Annotated in this window: 15 protein-coding genes; 3 read left to right on the forward strand and 12 right to left on the reverse strand. The window is 68.6% G+C overall.

Features of this window, described 5'->3' with window-relative positions:
• The first annotated feature begins 74 nt into the window (after nucleotides 1-74).
• Nucleotides 75-1391 carry a DUF695 domain-containing protein gene (locus RIF23_RS17125; RefSeq protein WP_310913576.1) on the forward strand — a complete coding sequence of 439 codons (1317 nt, stop codon included), beginning with the start codon at nucleotides 75-77 and terminating at the stop codon, nucleotides 1389-1391.
• Between the two features lie 75 nt (nucleotides 1392-1466).
• Here RIF23_RS17125 and RIF23_RS17130 read toward each other — a convergent pair whose 3' ends face one another.
• From RIF23_RS17130 to RIF23_RS17165, 8 genes are all read right to left on the reverse strand, one after another.
• A complete protein-coding gene (locus RIF23_RS17130) occupies nucleotides 1467-2642 on the reverse strand; it encodes a cysteine desulfurase family protein (RefSeq protein WP_310913577.1) in 1176 nt (391 codons plus the stop codon).
• A 249-nt stretch (nucleotides 2643-2891) separates the two neighbouring features.
• Complete coding sequence (locus RIF23_RS17135) at nucleotides 2892-3839, reverse strand: electron transfer flavoprotein subunit alpha/FixB family protein (RefSeq protein ID WP_310913578.1); 948 nt, start codon at nucleotides 3837-3839, stop codon at nucleotides 2892-2894.
• 41 nt (nucleotides 3840-3880) lie between these two features.
• Nucleotides 3881-4660 (reverse strand): electron transfer flavoprotein subunit beta/FixA family protein, encoded by a 780-nt coding sequence (locus RIF23_RS17140; RefSeq protein WP_310913579.1) that lies wholly within the window; start codon nucleotides 4658-4660, stop codon nucleotides 3881-3883.
• A 293-nt stretch (nucleotides 4661-4953) separates the two neighbouring features.
• Nucleotides 4954-6957, reverse strand: coding sequence for a serine/threonine-protein kinase (locus RIF23_RS17145; protein ID WP_310913580.1), 2004 nt, complete (start codon nucleotides 6955-6957; stop codon nucleotides 4954-4956).
• 293 nt (nucleotides 6958-7250) lie between these two features.
• Complete coding sequence (locus RIF23_RS17150; RefSeq protein ID WP_310913581.1) at nucleotides 7251-7856, reverse strand: YbaK/EbsC family protein; 606 nt, start codon at nucleotides 7854-7856, stop codon at nucleotides 7251-7253.
• A gap of 14 nt (nucleotides 7857-7870) precedes the next feature.
• Nucleotides 7871-8686 carry an enoyl-CoA hydratase/isomerase family protein gene (locus RIF23_RS17155; RefSeq protein ID WP_310913582.1) on the reverse strand — a complete coding sequence of 272 codons (816 nt, stop codon included), beginning with the start codon at nucleotides 8684-8686 and terminating at the stop codon, nucleotides 7871-7873.
• Between the two features lie 84 nt (nucleotides 8687-8770).
• Entirely contained in the window at nucleotides 8771-9652 is an 882-nt protein-coding gene (locus RIF23_RS17160) for an urea carboxylase-associated family protein (protein WP_310913583.1), read from the reverse strand.
• A 1-nt stretch (nucleotide 9653) separates the two neighbouring features.
• On the reverse strand, nucleotides 9654-10382 hold the full coding sequence (locus RIF23_RS17165) for a hypothetical protein (protein WP_310913584.1): 729 nt from the start codon (nucleotides 10380-10382) through the stop codon (nucleotides 9654-9656).
• Between the two features lie 179 nt (nucleotides 10383-10561).
• Between RIF23_RS17165 and sppA the strand changes: the two genes are divergently transcribed.
• Complete coding sequence (gene sppA, locus RIF23_RS17170) at nucleotides 10562-12316, forward strand: signal peptide peptidase SppA (protein ID WP_310913585.1); 1755 nt, start codon at nucleotides 10562-10564, stop codon at nucleotides 12314-12316.
• Between the two features lie 50 nt (nucleotides 12317-12366).
• The gene (locus tag RIF23_RS17175) at nucleotides 12367-12837 is read left to right on the forward strand and encodes a flavin reductase family protein (RefSeq protein WP_310913647.1); all 471 of its coding nucleotides are present in this window, start codon (nucleotides 12367-12369) and stop codon (nucleotides 12835-12837) included.
• A 305-nt stretch (nucleotides 12838-13142) separates the two neighbouring features.
• Here RIF23_RS17175 and RIF23_RS17180 read toward each other — a convergent pair whose 3' ends face one another.
• The 4 genes from RIF23_RS17180 to RIF23_RS17195 all read right to left on the reverse strand — a co-directional run bounded on the left by RIF23_RS17180 (nucleotide 13143) and on the right by RIF23_RS17195 (nucleotide 16597).
• Complete coding sequence (locus tag RIF23_RS17180) at nucleotides 13143-14024, reverse strand: ABC transporter substrate-binding protein (RefSeq protein ID WP_407659500.1); 882 nt, start codon at nucleotides 14022-14024, stop codon at nucleotides 13143-13145.
• Nucleotides 14025-14086: 62 nt separating this feature from the next.
• Entirely contained in the window at nucleotides 14087-14767 is a 681-nt protein-coding gene (locus RIF23_RS17185) for an ABC transporter permease (RefSeq protein ID WP_310913586.1), read from the reverse strand.
• Nucleotides 14758-15459: an ABC transporter permease gene (locus RIF23_RS17190; protein ID WP_407659501.1), complete on the reverse strand. Its 702-nt coding sequence runs from the start codon at nucleotides 15457-15459 to the stop codon at nucleotides 14758-14760. The genes RIF23_RS17185 and RIF23_RS17190 overlap by 10 nt, the downstream gene beginning before the upstream one ends.
• Nucleotides 15452-16597, reverse strand: a complete 1146-nt coding sequence (locus RIF23_RS17195) for an ABC transporter ATP-binding protein (protein WP_310913588.1) — start codon at nucleotides 16595-16597, stop codon at nucleotides 15452-15454. The genes RIF23_RS17190 and RIF23_RS17195 overlap by 8 nt, the downstream gene beginning before the upstream one ends.
• Between the last annotated feature and the right edge of the window lie 10 nt (nucleotides 16598-16607).

Here is a 16607-nt window from a genome sequence, read left to right on the forward strand (position 1 = left end):
ACCACGGCCTCCCCCGGCCCCTCGTGCCCCCGGCCGCGAACAGGCGGTACTGGTGCTCTGCCAGTATTGGAGACATGGCTCTGTTTCGTCGCAAGAGTTCCGCCGCAACCGACCCCGCAGTCGCCATCGCCGAGTTCTGGGCAGCGTGGCCCGAGCTGCGCGACGCCTTGGCCCGCGCACTCGACGGAGGCGAACCCGTCCCCGAGGACATCGCCTCGCGGATGGACGAGCGTGTCCGACGCATCCATCCCAAGCTGGAGTGGGAGATTGCTCGCGCCAGTGATCCACTGGCGGGCCTGGGGCTGGAAGACCTCAGCGACAGCGCCCTCGCCGACCTTGCGGAGTTGAACAACCTGGATCCGCAGGACGCGGACGGTTCGACGCACCCGGCGGGCCGGTCCGCTGCGACGGACCCCGCGGACGGTTCGGCCGGATCCGACGACACACCGGCGCCGACCGACATGGACGAGACTGATGCGGCACGGTCGGCGGACCGCACCGACGCAGCAGAGACGCCCGCCAATTCGACCGAAACCGGCCAGTACACGCTGACCCTCACTGGCGGCACCGACGACGCGGTTCGGGTGCTGGCCGAACGGTGGCGGCAGGCCGCCCCAGAGGACGGCGAGTGGAGTTTCCATCCGGCGCGCCAGGCGGATCACGACCAACTGGCCCGGACGCTGTCCTGGGGTGACCACCAGCTGGATCTCAGTCACGCCACCGTGGCCCTACGGGTCAACCAGTCCGCCGTGAAGATCGAAGCCAGCGTCTTCCATCCCGACTTCATGTTTCTCGCCGAGGATGTGCAGCACGCGGTGGCGCGGCACATCACATTGCTCGCGCTCGGCGAGGATGATCTCGTCCGTTGGATTGGGGCGATTCACCCGCTGACGGAGAAGCCGCTCGACCCACTTCCCCCCACGTCCATGCCCTCGGTGGTTCGCCAGTTGACCAGCGCTCTCGGTAGTGGCGGCTGGGTCGTCGCCCAGGGCCGAATCCCGGTCGGGGGGCCGTTCGAGATCACCCTACGGCACCCGCTAAGCCGCCGGGACTATCCCGCCTTCACCCTGTATGTCCTGGTCACGGTTCCCTACGCCAACAGCGGTCAGGACCGGCTTCCCACGGCGGATTCGGCGCGTGCCCTGACCGAGTTCAGCGACACCCTGAGCGAGCTTCTCGGCGAACACGGTGCCCTGTTGGCGCACCGAACGATGGGCGGCCAGCGCCAGTTCCACTTCTACCTGGATCCGGAGTCGGGAATCCTCCCGCAGCTCGAGCAGGCTCTCGAGCAGTGGCCGGAGGGACGCGCAACCCTGAGCAGCTTCCTGGATCCCGACTGGCAGGCCATCGAACAGCTGGCCAAGCCCCTGCGCCGGAAACTGGGCCGCTGAGCCGCGCGCTGGGGAGCATCCGCGAACCGGCAGACCGGCCGTCACACACCGGCAGCGCCGAGGCGTGGGCCGGGGTCAGCGGTCGCCTCGAACCGCCTCGGCCCGGCGCGCCCGCTGTACCGCCGGCCCCAAGGCGTGGCCCAGCTCCGTAATATCGGCAGGGCTCGATCCGGGCCCGAGCGTGAACCGAAGCGCCCCCAATGCGCTGTCCCGATCGGCGCCCATCGCCAACAACACATGACTGGGCTGCGCCACCCCGGTGGTGCAGGCCGAGCCGGTGGAGCAGGCGATGCCGGCGGCGTCCAACAGCAACAGCAGGGCGTCCGCGGCACATCCGGGGAAGGTCAGGTGCACGTTACCTGGCAGGCGTTGGCTGGGATGGCCGTTGAGCACCACGTCCGGAACGACCCGTCGCACCTCGTCCAGGAGGCTGCCGCGGAGTGCGGTCAGCGTGGCCACGTGCTCGTCCCGCTCCCGGTGCACCAGCTCGACCGCCGCAGCCATCCCCGCGACCAGTGGCGTCATGACCGTGCCCGACCTGAGGTCCCGCTCCTGCCCGCCACCGTGCAACACCGGCGTGGGCTCAACGCCACGCTCCAGCAGCAGGGCGCCAACCCCCATGGGGCCACCGAGCTTGTGTCCGGACACCGTCAGCGCACTGACACCGCTTCCGGCGAAGTCCACGGGCAACTGCGCCGGAGCCTGGACCGCGTCGGTGTGCAGGGGAACGTCGTAGTCCCGCGCGATCCGCGCCAGCTCGGCCACCGGCTGGATGGTTCCGACCTCGTTGTTCGCCCACATGACGGAGGCGAGTGCGGTGCCGTCCGGGTCCCGGCGCAGCTCCTCGTGAAACGCTTCGGGCTGCACCATCCCGTACTCGTCGACGGGAAGCTGCACACACTCCGCCCCCTGGGCCTCGGCCAGCCAGTGGGCGGCATCCAGAACGGCGTGGTGCTCAACGCTACTGACCAGGATCCGGCGTCGGCGGGGATCGGCCCTGGTTCGGGCCCAGTACAGGCCTTTGACCGCGAGATTGTTGGCCTCGGTTCCCCCACCGGTGAACACCACCTCGTGTGGTGTGGCCCCGAGTGCACCGGCAATGGTCTCCCGGGCCTCCTCCACAACCCGCCGGGCGCGTCGCCCCGCATTGTGCAGGGAGGACGGATTACCGATCCGCCCCATCTCCGCAGAGACAACGTCGGCTACGGCGGCGCGTACCGGTGTGGTGGCCGCGTGGTCCAGGTACACCATGGCACCCCAGTTTAGGCGGGCTGGCTCCACATCCCGTCGCCCACCGGAGTGCGGCTCGGTGGTTCTGGCCCTCGGCCCAGAATCGGCGGCCGGCGCCTGCCGCCGCCCGGGCGTTAGTCCGGCCCGGCATGTGGGCTTCACACGGTGGTGGGCCGGCAGGGATCCCGCCGGCCCACCACAGACTGTCACAGTCCAGCCCGACCGCGCGCCCCGGCCTTACCGGCCCAACCCGGGGCGGCGACCGGGGTGTTAGGACCGCTTCTTGACCTCCTCGGTCAGCTGCGGTGCCACCGTGTGCAGGTCACCCAGCACACTGAAGTCGCTGATCTCGTGGATCGGAGCCTCGGGGTCCTTGTTCACCGCGACGATGTTCTTCGACGTCTGCATCCCGGCACGGTGCTGGATCGCTCCGGAGATTCCCAGTGCGATGTACAGGTTCGGGCTCACCGTCTTGCCGGTCTGCCCCACCTGGAACTGGTGCGGATACCAGCCGGCGTCCGTGGCAGCCCGCGAGGCGCCCACGGCGGCCCCCAGGGAGTCGGCGAGCTGCTCCACGACCGTGAAGTCGTCGGAGCCCACACCCCGGCCGCCACTGACCACAATCGCGGCCTCGGTCAACTCCGGACGTTCCCCGCGCTCCTCCACGACCCGCTCGGTCACGGTGGCGCTTCGTGCCGCGTCGGACAGCTCCACACTCACCGCTTCCTCGGCGGCATCCGCCGGGCTCGGCTCCGCGGGAACAGCGTTGGGCCGCACCGCCAGGAACGGGGTTCCCTTGCGCACCTTGGCGTGGGTCACCATGGCGCCGCCGAAGATGGAGTGTTCGGCCACCAGCTCCCCGGTGACGTCCACGACGTCGGTGAGGATGCCCGAGTCCGTCTTGATCGCGGCACGGGCCGCGACCTCCTTGTTCTGGGCTGTGGCGGAGACCAGTACGGCGGCCGGTGCGTGGTCCTGGACCAGCGTGGCCAGAAGCTCCGCCTGCGGTGCGACCACGTGGTCGGTGTACTCGGAGCCGTCGGCCACGTAGACCTTCGCGGCGCCGTACTCGGCCAGGGTGGCGCGGCCGTTGGCGCTACCGCCGCCGACCCAGACAGCGCTGGGCTCGCCGATCCGACGCGCCGCCGTCAACAGCTCCTGAGTGACCTTCTTTACCTCTCCGTCGACGTGGTCGACGAGGACGAGGACCTCTGCCATGTCGTGCAATCCCTTCCTTGCTCGCGGGAGTCGCGCCCGAGTCAGACGAACTTCTTCTCGGCCAGGAACTCGGCGATCTTGACTCCGCCGTCGCCCTCGTCCTTGACGACGGTTCCCGCCGCACGCGGCGGTGCCGGAGCGGCGTCGGTGACCTCGGTCGCGGCGTTGGCGAGTCCCACCTTCTCGGCGCTGATCCCCGCGGCCGCGAGGTCGAGCTTCTCCACCGGCTTCTTCTTGGCCTGCATGATGAGCTTGAACGAGGGGTAGCGCGGCTCGTTGATCTTCTCGACCACCGACACCACCGCCGGCAGGGAGGCGGTCACCACGTCGTAGCCGTAGTCGGTAGTGCGGCGGATCGTGGCGGTGCCGTCCTCGATGTCAACCTTGCTGGCCTGGGTCAGCTGGGGAACGCCGAGGTACTCGGCCAGAGCCGCGCCCAGCACACCGGTGCGGGCATCGGTGGACTCCGAGCCCAGAATGACCAGGTCGTAGGAAACGGTGGACAGGGTCTGTGCCAGCGCGTAGGCGGTCTGTAGCGCGTCCGAGCCGTGCAGTGCCTCATCGTTCAGGTGCACGGCCTTGTCGGCACCCATCGACAGCGCCTTGCGGATCGAGTCCGTGGCCTGGTCGGGTCCCATGCTCACCACGGTGACCTCGCCGCCGTGCTTCTCCCGCTGGAGGAGTGCCTCCTCGATCGCGTACTCACACAGCTCGTTGATCACACCGTCCGACCCCGCTCGATCGAGGGTGTGGTCGGCGGGGTTGAGTTTACGCTCGGTCGCCGTGTCCGGGACCTGCTTGACCAATACGACGATATTCATGGCCGCTAGCCGACCTCCCTGCACTGGGTCTGAACTGGACCTGCACTCCGCTTGCTGTGTTTGCTGTGTACCCGCGTACGGGCTTGTGGGCGCGGTGGCGCCCCGGTTCCTCCTCGTCGACCTGCTTTGGTGTCTCTCCAGACTGCCAAAACCGTCGGCGCTGACCCGCGGTGGGGCAACGGTCGTCGTGGTAACCGACCACACCTGGGCCCTCCCCCCGATGTTACTCGCTAGTAGCACCAGTGGGGCACATTCCGATGAGACCTACCGCACACACCACCAGGTCAATCCCGTCAGCTGATGAACGGGATCGGCCTCCAGTCCGGAGCCACATCCAGCCCCAGGCCGATAAAGAACAGGGCCATTAGGCAGCAGGCGATGATGGATCCCCAGTAGACGTACGGATTGCGGATCCCGATCCCGGTCAACCACCGGTTGGCCTGCTCCCGCGCTCCACGCCCGTCCGGACCGACGAATGTGAGCAGAATCATGATAGCCACCGAGTAGGCCCCCCAGTACAGGGCCGTGGACTCGGCCAGGGGAGTAAGCCCCACGATCAGACCGACCACCGCGCCGATCAGCAGATACAGCAGACCGTAGACCAGCACCCAGCCGAGGCGGCGGAGCAGGGCCGGGAACAAACTCATCGCGATCAACATGGTGTCGGTGTTGCGTGGCCCACGCTCCATCAGCCGCCGCGCGTGTTGACGTCGCACCATATCGGCCGCGCCCAACACCACAGCGGTACTCAGGCCCACGATGAGCCCGATCCCGGGCAGCATCAGCGACAGCCCGACCAGGCTCAGCAACAGGGGGATCAGGATCAGGGACGGCAGCCGACGTGGCTCGTCCGCCTCCTCCTCGGCAACGAAATCCGGGTCGTAGTAGGGCTCGTAGTAGCTGTCATCCCGCTGCTGCGGCTCGAACATCGCCGTGTCCTGCGGGTTGGCCGCCTGCCGACCGCGTTCCTCCACCGGGGTGAGAATGTCGCGGAACTCGTCGGGACGCAGCGTGGAGTTGAAGAACTGGGTTTGGGGCCCCTCCGCGGTACCTCCCCCGGAACCGGAGGCCGGAGACGTCCTCGAGTCCGCGATGGTCTGCGGATCCTCCATTCCCGCCACCAGGGTCTGGTCCGTGCCCGCCACGGACGGAGCGGCCATGGTCTGATCCGCGGGGCCGGATTCTCCCCCCGCCTGCGGGGAGACCATGGTCTGGTCCGTGCCCTCCGTGGCGGGAGACACCATGGTCTGGTCCGCCGCGGCGGCCGGCGCCGCCATCGTGGCCGCGGAATCGGCCTGGGCGGGCTCCTGCGGCCCCGAGTCCTGCTGGTGGGAATCGTCCCGCCCCGTCGCTCCGCGACCGTGGTCCGCACCGGACGCCGCCGTGATCAGTCCCGCGGAGGTCATCGGCCCCTGCGTCGTGTAGGTCCCGGTGAATCCGGAGACCTGAGCGGCGTCCGCCCCCTCCAGGGGCAGGTCGAGATTGAGCTGCTCGGTAGCGCTCACCAGCTCCGCCGAACTCGGGCGGTTCGACATCTCCCGAGCAACCGCCCGCTGCACCAAGGGCTTGAGCTCCTCGGGCACCCCGTCCACCTCGATGTGCCCGTTGAGAATCCGGTAGAAAATCACCTCAAACGCGCCGGCCCCGTAGGGCGGATTCCCCGTGGCCGCGAAGGCCACCGTGGCGCCCCAGGCGTGCACATCCGTCGCGGGCCCCAGGTCGGTTCCCTCAATAACCTCCGGGGACAGGTAGCTCGGGGTACCCACGAAGGTCCCGGTTTGGGTGAGTTTGGCGCTGTCCACGGCATGTGCGATGCCGAAGTCGATCACGATCGGTTCACCGTTGGAGATGATCACGTTGCCCGGTTTGAGATCCCGGTGGATGACCCCGGCCTGGTGAATATTGTCCAGTGCCCGCGCCAGTCCGGTGACCAGACGGGTCAGGGCCCGCCCACGCAGGGGCCCGTGATCGGTAACCGTGTCATCCAGGGTCATACCGGGAACGTACTCGGTGACCACCCACGGCTGGTGTGCGTTGGTATCGGCGTCGAGGACCTCCGCAACGTTGCGACTGTGCACGCGTCGCATCGTCTCGACCTCACGCGCCAGCCGGGCGCGCGCAACCTCGTCCCCGGCCACCTCGGAGCGCAGCACCTTCACGGCCACGAACTGGCCCTGGGCGTCCTCGGCCTGGTAGACGACGCCCATCCCACCCGAGCCGATACGCCGACGAATCCGATACTGCCCAATACGCTCCGGCATCTCGTCGCCGCCGGTGGAACCGGCTGTCCCTGGCATCTCATCCCCTTATTCGCTACGCACGCCACTCGCCCCGCGCCCGGATGAGCCCAAGCCCGGCAACAGCGGGACGACCGCGCCCTGCACCAGACACGCTAGCCGGCACGGACCGCCCCCGAAAGTGCCGTCACCGCCAGCTCTCCCAACCACGGCGACCGCGCCGGACCGCCGTGGCCGGTCCGGCGACGACCGGGCCACGGTTCGCCATACCGCCTCCGGGACGCCGCACCGGAACCCGCCACAATCCCACCCCAGCTAGGGGCAGCACCGACGGGTACGGCTCCGGGGCGCCCTTAGCGTACCGGCCCGGGCGACGCGTCGGAGTCCGTCGAAATCGGTCGGGCCACCCCCGAGCGCACCTCAGCGCCGGGGAGCCCCTCCAGGGCGGCTCCCGGCACCACCAGTTTGGACCCTCGTATACCACTTCCGAGAATGACATGCTCCTGGTCCAGAACCGCCGAATCGACCAGAATCGGCCACTGCGCGGGAAGCCCAATCGGGGTGATCCCCCCGTAGGCCATCTCACTCCGGGCGAGAACGTCGTCCTGGCTCGCGAACGACGCCTTGCGGGCGCCCAGCCAGCCACGCACGGCGCCGTTGACATCGGCACGGGTGGTCGCCAGGACCACGCACGCCGCCATGCTCAGCTGTGCGCCTCGCTTGCCCACGACCACCACACAGTTGGCCGACGCCTCGGCCGGGACCCCGTAGGCGGCGCAGCAGGACGCGGTGTCGGCGAGTTCGGGATCGATCTCGGCGACCCTGGCCTGCTGCGCCCAGGTCGAGGTTCCCCGGGCCGCCTCGAGTGCGGCCCGCACCGGCCTGGCCAGCAGGTCCGCACGTTCACTGGCGGGATAGGTCCACAATCCCCACATGCGGATCGCCCCAGGCGCATCCATGTCCGAATCCGCTCCTAACGCCCGTTGAACGTCGCCTTGCCCGGCCCGTGCTCCAGGAAACTACGCATTCCGGTGGTCTGGTCCTCGGTCGCGAACAGTCCGGCGAAGTGCAACCGCTCGATCTCCAGTCCGGTTTCCAGATCGGTCTCCAGCCCGGAATCAATGGCCTGTTTCGCGGCCCGCAGCGCCACGGCCGGCCCGTCACTGTACCGCGCGACGAGCTGCACCGCCGCCGTGTACACCGGGTCCTCATCCGGAGCGGCCTGGCTCTCCTCCACATCGACCACCCGGTCCACCAGCCCCATGTTCGCGGCCTCTGCCGCATCGACCATACGCCCGCTGAACACCAGGTCCTTGGCCCGCGCCGGCCCCACGAGCCGGGACAACCGCTGGGTTCCCCCGGCCCCCGGGATCACCCCGAGCAGGATCTCGGGCTGGCCCAGCTTGGCCGCGGAGGACGCGACCCGGAAGTCCGCGCACAGTGCCAGCTCGCAGCCACCCCCGAGGGCGTAACCGTTGATGGCGGCCACGACCGGCTTCGGAATCTGGGCCACGGTCGTGAAGGCCCGCTGGAGCTCACCCGACTGCGCGGTCATATCGGCGTAGCTCATGTCGACCATCTCAGCGATGTCGGCCCCGGCAGCGAAGATCCGTTCCCCGCCGTACAGCACGACGGCTCGTACCTGGTCGTCGGCCGTGATCTGCTCGGCCGCCGCACGGATCTCCCGCTGCACCTGGGAGTTGAGGGCGTTCATCTTGGGCCGGTCCACGCGCAGCACGGCGACCGCGGGATGGGTCGGGTCCGACTCGAGCCGTACGAACTCTGCCATGGTTACCTCTTTCCCCGAGTGTGTGCGGTGACCGCCATCCTGCCAGGGCGATGCCCGGTGACCTCCCAGGGGGGACGGCGTCTCTCAGCGCTCCCGGTCCGCCCACTCCGGAAACCCGAGGCCATGAACGCCGCGGTACTCGGCCCGCGGCGGCGGGCTCCAGTCAGCCAACAGAGACTCCGCGGGGCGCACGACCTCCACACCCAGTGGTCGACAGACGTCCAGCGGATCCCCGGCCTCGGGCCCCCACAGCGGCACCGACAGGTCACCGCCCGGACAGGTGCTCAGGGCGACCAGCAGATCCACCTCCGCCAGAAACTCGAGGTAGTCCCCGGGGCGTGCAGGACACGCTCGCATGTAGTACTGGTCCTCGTCATTCAGCCCGGTGCACTGGAATACGTTGAGCACGTCGTGCACGTCGAACTCGGTGAGCCCGTAGGGAAGAACCGCGCGCGTCAGGTTCGAGTGACAGTGAAAGTCGAACTGCTGCCCGGTCAGCATCTGGTTGACGTAGGGATCGCAGCGGGATCCCAGCAGGTCGTGTACCCGCCCCCCGACGCTGTCCGGCCCATAGTCGGCCAGCGTGTCCGCTGTGATGGTCGCCAGTGGACGCAGGAACGGCAGCGTCGACCACAACCGGTCGTAGGTACTGACGTGCGCGGCCTGGAGCTGGCGGGTGCGAGCCGCCCACATGCGTTCCCGCGGGTCGTGGCGGTACCAGAGGTTGAGGTCCCCGACCTGCGGCCCCTGCGGAGCGATGATCCGGAACAGGTGCCCGGCCGGGACCTCCCAGGCACGTCCGGATCGGATCGGGACCTCGAAACTGTGCACCGTGGTCCGTTGGGATCGGGGTGCCTGCGCCAGCCGTGCGTAGAACGCGTGATCGACCGACAGGGCTCCCCCGGCCGCACTCGCCCGGTATGCGGGAGCCGGGGTGCCGCCCCCGTCGTCATTCTCGATCGGCATCTCAGTCCAGGTAGTCGTCGATATTCATGGACTCGGCGATCTGGGTGTAGGTCTCGGAGTACTGCTCGTCCACGGACCACACGTAGGCCGCGACGTCGCTCTGCGGCAGATACCACAGCCGCACCGCGAATGTGTCCTCGTTTTCGCAGGTGACATCCCACTGCCGAAAGTGGGAACGACGGACGCCGTCGTCCCGGTCCTCGGCCGGGTGCTCCCCGAAGTCCTGGACCACCAGGTCGGATTCACCAATGCCAACGTCGCCATCCACGTCGCTGGCGGTGGCAAAGCTGCGGCACCGTTCGGGGTTCGGTGCCCAGCCGTCATCCTCGTCGAAATGCTCGGCCGGCCAGGACTCGTCCTGACGCTCCGACGCCGACGGGAAGACCAGGAACGCGCCGAAGCGACACTCCTCCTGGCCGGGCGGACGCACGCACATCGCGTCGTCTCCGTCGTCGATCTCCCAGCCCTCCGGGACATCGACGCGCACCCCCTGGAACTCGGCCATGTCGAAGCCTTCCGGCGGCGACTCCACCGCCGGCATCACCTCGTCGAAAGTCGTGTCCGGGCTCGGCGCCTCCTCCGGGATCTGTGCAGCACCCTCCGCGGCACCGTCGGAACCACCGCACCCGGCGACCAGCAGGCCGATGCCCACCAGGGCCGAACCCCACACGCCGCTGTTGGGGACGGCGGGGCCGCGCCACGGCCGGCCGCCCGGCCAACCCTGCACCATCGCACTTGTCCTTCCGCGTCATCGGGCGAGCCCGAACGCCCGTCCCGCGCCGACCATATCGGCACATCGCGTTCGGGGACGCACGGCCGCTACGGGGCTCCTCCGCTCGGTGCCGCTGCGGGCCCTTCGCCTGTGTCCACGACACCCGTGCAGGCGACGGATCCTACTAGCCTTGACGCATGGTGGATGTCGCGAAACTAATCGAGTCCGTGTCCGGTCTGCGCCAACGTCGGGCCACCCCGTTGGTCCTCGAACTTGATCTGACCGAAGGGGTCGTCGAGGAAACCCCCCAGGACCCCATATCCCAGTTGAAGGCCATGCGTCGGGTGCGCCTGAACGACACCCTGGACGGGATCCGCGCCGGCGCCGCGGATCCCCGGGTGAGCGCCCTCGTGGTCAAAGTCGGGGGGCAACCGATCGGAATGGCGGTCGTGCAGGAGCTCCGTGCCGCGCTTGAGGAGTTCACGGCAACCGGCAAGCCGGTGATCGCCTGGACGGAGTCGTTCGGCGACTTCGGTCCCGGTAACCTGCCCTACTATCTCGCCGCCGCCTGCACCGAGATCGTCCTCCAGCCCTCGGGTGGCGTGGGGCTGACCGGTCTCCGCGTGGTCAACCCCTTCTTCCGGGACGCACTGGATCGGCTGGGGGTGGAGTACGAGGCTGCGACGCGTTACGAGTACAAGTCCGGCCCCAACCAGATGACCGAACGCGGATTCACCGAGGCGCACCGCGAGGCCACCGGGCGGATCCTGGAGTCACTCACCGAACAGATCGTTCACGGAATCGCCGAGGGGCGAGGGCTGGACCGCGAGCGGGTGCGCGCCCTGATCGACCGTGGCCCGTTCATGGCGGAGGAGGCACTCAGCGAAGGACTGATCGACCGGACCGCCTACCGGGACGAGATCTACAGCGACATTATGGAGCGGTTCCGGCGGACCCCGCAGCACAACGGGGACCGGGGCGAGACGCTCACTCCCCAGCTCCAGTACGTCGGCCGGTACCAGCGCAACCGTGCCCTGCACTCTCTGCCCGGCCAAGTGCGGGCCGTCCGTCGCGGTGCAGACCATATCGCCCTGATCTCGGGCACCGGACCGATCCTCAGTGGGCGGACCCGCCGCTCCCCAGTGGGCGGGGGAACGACGATGGGTGCGGACAGCATTGCCGCCGCCTTCCGAGCCGCACGCAGGGATCCGCACGTGCGCGCCGTGGTATTCCGCGTGAACAGCCCGGGCGGTTCGCACGTGGCCTCGGACACGATCCTCCGCGAAGTGCGGCTGACCAGCTCCGCGGGGATTCCCGTGGTGGTGTCGATGGGCGAGGTCGCCGGCTCGGGCGGGTACTTCGTGGCGCTGGGTGCCGACGTCATTGTGGCCCAGCCGAGCACCCTCACGGGATCCATCGGTGTCTACATCGCCAAGCCCGTGCTCACCGATCTTCTGGGCAAGATCGGGGTGAATACGGAATCCATCGAGGAGGGCGAGCACGCCGGCATGTTCTCCCTGGACCATCGGTTCACCGAGGCCGAGTGGGAACACGTCAATGCTCGACTCGACCACGTGTACACCGATTTCACGTCCAAGGTTGCCGAGGGCCGCGGCATGTCTGTGGAACGGGTACACGAACTCGCCCGGGGGCGGGTCTGGACCGGGCAGGATGCGTGTGACAACGGACTCGTCGATCGACTGGGGGGTATCGACACCGCCGCCGCGGTCGCGCGCGAACAGGCGGGGTTGCCCCAGCGGGCGGAGCTGCGTGCCTATCCGCGGTTGAACCCCCTGGAACGCCTCGTGCCACCAGAATCCAGTGAGGACCGCAGCGCGGCGTTGACGCAGCTGCGCCTCAGCGCGTGGGGACCACTGGCCTCGGCGTCGGCGCGTCTCGGGCTGCCGGCCACGGGCCCGTTGACGATGCCGGGCGTGTGGGACATCCAGTGAGTGACAGTGACACGACCCCAGACTTCGGTTCGGGCGAGTTCCTGGAGGCGATGGCCCGGCTGGCAACCGGTGTGACCGTACTGACCGTCGCGGACGGCCGCGACGACATCGGGGGGACCGTGAGCTCGTTCGCCTCGGTCTCCGCGGATCCGCCGATCGTGCTGGTGAGTCTGACCAGCACCGGGTATCTGACCGAGGTGATGGATCGTCAGGGGACATTCGCGGTCAGTGTTCTGGGTCAGAACCAGCGGGCCATCGCCGGCCGGTTCGCCGCCGAGGGCCGGCCCAGTGCACGGCTGCTATTGGCCAGCGAGCCACACCACCGCGGGGAACACAGCGGCGCCCTCATCCTGGATGCCTGCCTCATGGCTCTGGAGTGCAGGGTCCGGCAACGCATCACCGCCGGTGATCACGTGGTCTACCTGGCGGACGTGGACGGCCTGCCGGACGTCGGTGCTCCTACGCGGGATGCCGCACCGCTGGTGCGGTATATGGGCCGCTACCGCGGCTTGAGCGTGTGACCGACGGCGAGATCCTCGACGATGCCCAGCTGGTGGTCAGCGAACTGGTCACCAACGCGATCCACCGCACCACCCACCCTGCCCAGTGTGACTAATCGTGTGCAGTGCGTTACGGTATAGGTACGTCGTGGAGAGTTCTCCGGCGTTCCCAGGGTGGATTCGGCTGAGATACCTCGCCGTACACCCGGGGCACCGGGCCGCCCACCGTCGGGGGAAGGTGGGCGGCCCGACACTCGTTCCGGTGGCGGACCGACCACGCGCCCAGCTTCCCGACGCCACGTGTCCGGCGTCCGGGGCAGGGTCAGTCAGTCCAGTCCGGTCTCGGCCAGCCATGCGGACGCGACGTCGTCTGGATTCTCCTCCTCGACAATCACTCGCTCGTTGAGCTCCACGAGCGTCTCGGTCTCCAGCTCTGCCGAAACGGCGTTCAGGGTGTCGCGCACCGGGTCGTCACCTCCGGTTTCGGCTTCGGCGATACCGGCCTGGTTCACCAGCGGGGTGACGTTTTGTGCCCCGAACACGTTCTCGGTGTCCTCCAGCACCGTGAAGTCGTGGGTGAGGATCGCGGGGTCGGTGGTGAACAGGTTGGCCACCTGCACGTCCCCGTCGAGTAGCGCCGTGGGGATCAGCCCGGTCTCCAGTGCCCGGAACTCCGCGAACTCCACACCGTAGGTGTCCGCGATGCCCGCCAGTCCCTGCGGACGCTCCTCGAACTCTGCCGGGGCGCCCAGCGTCAGCTCGGCGGCGACCGGTTCCAGGTCCTCGATGGTTTCGAGTCCATGGTCCGCAGCGGTCGCTGCGGTGACCGTGAGTGAGTCCTTGTTCTCGGCATCGGCGGAGTCGAGGATCTCCATACCGTCCGGAAGCAGGTCCTCGATCGCGGCGTTGGTCTCCTCGGTCCCGGCGGCGGTAGCTTCCGGGTCCAGTTCGAAGAGGATCCCTCCGTTGTACTCCGGAAAGACGTCCAGCTCCCCGGCCTCGACCTGGTCGAAGTAGATCTCCCTGCTGCCGATGTTGAACTGGGTGTCGACATCCACCCCGGACGCTTCCAGGGCCTGGGCGTAGACGTGGCCCAGCAGGGTGCTCTCCGGGAAATCGGCCGATCCCACGACGATGCTGCCGGTGCCGCCGGCTCCACACCCGCCCAGGACGACCGGTAGCAGGACGACGGCACCGAGCGTGGGCAGGGACGCACGGCTCTGGGTGAATCGCTGGTATGACTGCACGTTTGGCTCCCTCTGGGGTTGACCTAGGAACTGGCGGTCGTGTGGTGCCGTATCCCCGGCGCCACAAGCAACCGCCGCGCACCAGCGAACACGCTGGTGACAACGACGGCCAGCACAACGACGAGGAGCACCCCGCCAAGCATCATGTCGTACTGACGACTGCTCTGACCGTCGAAGATGTAGCGGCCGAGCCCACCGATGCCGACGTAGGCCGCGATGGTGGCCGTGGACACGACCTGGATCGCGGCGGTACGCAGTCCCACCAGCAGCAGCGGCAAGGCCACCGGGAGCTCCAGCTGCATCAGAACCTGCCGGCCCCGCATCCCCATTCCCTGTGCCGCATCCCGTAGCTGGGGGTCGACGCCGCGGACACCTTCATAGGTGTTGACGAGGATGGGGGGTACCGCCAGGGCCACGAGGGCGATCAGCACGGGAAGCAGGCCGATTCCCGCCAGCAGCACGACGAGCAGCAGCACCCCCATCGTGGGCAGGGCCCGAGCCACGTTCGCCAGGCTCACGGCCAGGAATCCACCGCGTCCGGTGTGCCCGGTGATCAGGCCAACAGGTACCGCAATGAGTGCCGCGAGGCCGAGGGCGAGGACGGAGTAGCCGATATGCTCGGCCAACCGCGTCGGGATTCCCCCCGGTCCGTGCCACACCTCGGGGCGGGTGAACCACTCCCAGAGGGCGGGAATCACCTCCACCGGTCACCTCCCCCGATTCGCGGCCCACGCCGCGGGGCCGCCATCCTGGTCCAGGGAGTGAGCCAGCGCTGCGTCAGCACCAGGAGCCCGTCCACGGCGAAGGCGAGGGCCACCGACAGGACGGTCCCAACCACGATGGGGGTGGCGAACTGGCGATCGAATCCCCAGCTCAGAATGAGCTGCCCCAGGCCCCCCAGACCAACCAGGGAAGCCACACTGACCATGCTGATCGTGGCGACGGCCGCCACACGCAGGCCCGCGATCACGGCCGGTGTCGCCACGGGGAGCTCCACCTGCACCAGTCGCCGGATCGGCCCGAATCCCATGGCCACCGCGGCCTGGCGCACGTGATCCGGAACCTGCCGCAGCCCGTCGGTGACGTTGGGGAGGAGAATCACCAGACTGTAGATCGTCAACGGGATGATCGCGGTCCACAGGCTGAAGCTGGTGTAGGGAAGCAGCAGGAAGAACAGAGCGATCGACGGCACCGCGTACAGGATGTTGACCGTGGTCAACGCCCAGGGGTACACCCGCTGCCACCGAGCACAGACAATCCCGACCGGCAGGGCGATCCCCAGCCCCAACAGCAACGGCACCAGCGACAGGTGCAGGTGCTCCAGCAGCAACGCGAGAATCGGGTCGTCCAGGTTGTTCCAGACCCAGTCCCAACGGATCAACGGGTCCTCACCCATGGGCACGCGTTCCCGCAGCACCGTTGCCACCCGCATCCCAGATGGCCGCACTCAGGTCGGTCTGGCGTACCACGCCCAAGACCCGGCCGGTCCGGTCCACCCCGACCGCGCGGCTGGCCGGCGAGAGCATCGCCGCGTCCAGCGCCGCGCGCAACGAGTCGGTGGACACGGTGAATACGTGGCCGTACCGCACCAGGTCGAGCTCGCCCACGGGGGTGGTAGCCGCTGTGTTCGCGAGCGTGTCCGCGTGGATCCAGCCCAGGGGATGTTCCCTGGAGTCAACCGCGAGCAGCCAGGGCTCGTCCTTGGATCTGGCCTGGCCCAGGGCGGCACCGGCGGGGTGATCCGCATCCACGATGGCCGCACGCCGCAGCTGCAACTCGGACGCGGGAAAGAACGAAAGCCGGCGTACTCCCCGGTCATAGCCCAGGAACGCCTCCACGAACTCATCGACGGGCTCCGCCAGCAGGTGCTCGGGGTGGTCGAACTGGGCGAGGCGGCCTCCGGGACGGAACACCGCGATCGCGTCCCCGATACGCACGGCCTCGTCGATGTCGTGGGTGACGAACACGATCGTTTTCCGCAACTCCCGCTGGAGCCGCAGCAGCTCCTCCTGGAGGCTCTTGCGCACCACCGGGTCCACCGCACTGAACGGCTCGTCCATGAGGAGGATGGGTGGGTCGGCCGCCAGGGCCCGGGCGACTCCGACTCGTTGCTGCTGGCCCCCGGACAGTTGCTGGGGGTACCGCTGCGCCAGTTCGGGGGCCAGCCCCACGAGCTCCATCAATTCCGCGCTGCGGCGTAGCGCGGCGCGTCTCGTCGTCCCCACGAGGAAGGGGACGGTCGCGATGTTGTGCTGCACGGTTCGGTGGGGAAACAGTCCGGCCTGTTGGATCACGTATCCGATCGAGCGCCGGAGCGCGACGGGATCCCGGGCCCGGATATCCTGGCCGTCGATGGCGATGTGCCCCTCGGTGTGCTCGACCATTCGGTTGATCATCCGGAGGGTGGTGGTCTTGCCGCATCCCGAGGGACCGACGAGCACCGTGGTTCGGGCCGCGGGCACCTCCAGGTCCAGCTGGTCGACGGCCACCGTGCCACCCGGGTAGCGCTTCGAGACCCCCGTAAACGTGATCATGAGTCCGTTC

The organism is Lipingzhangella rawalii (assembly GCF_031628175.1).
In the GTDB taxonomy this organism is placed as follows: Bacteria; Actinomycetota; Actinomycetes; order Streptosporangiales; family Streptosporangiaceae; genus Lipingzhangella_A; species Lipingzhangella_A rawalii.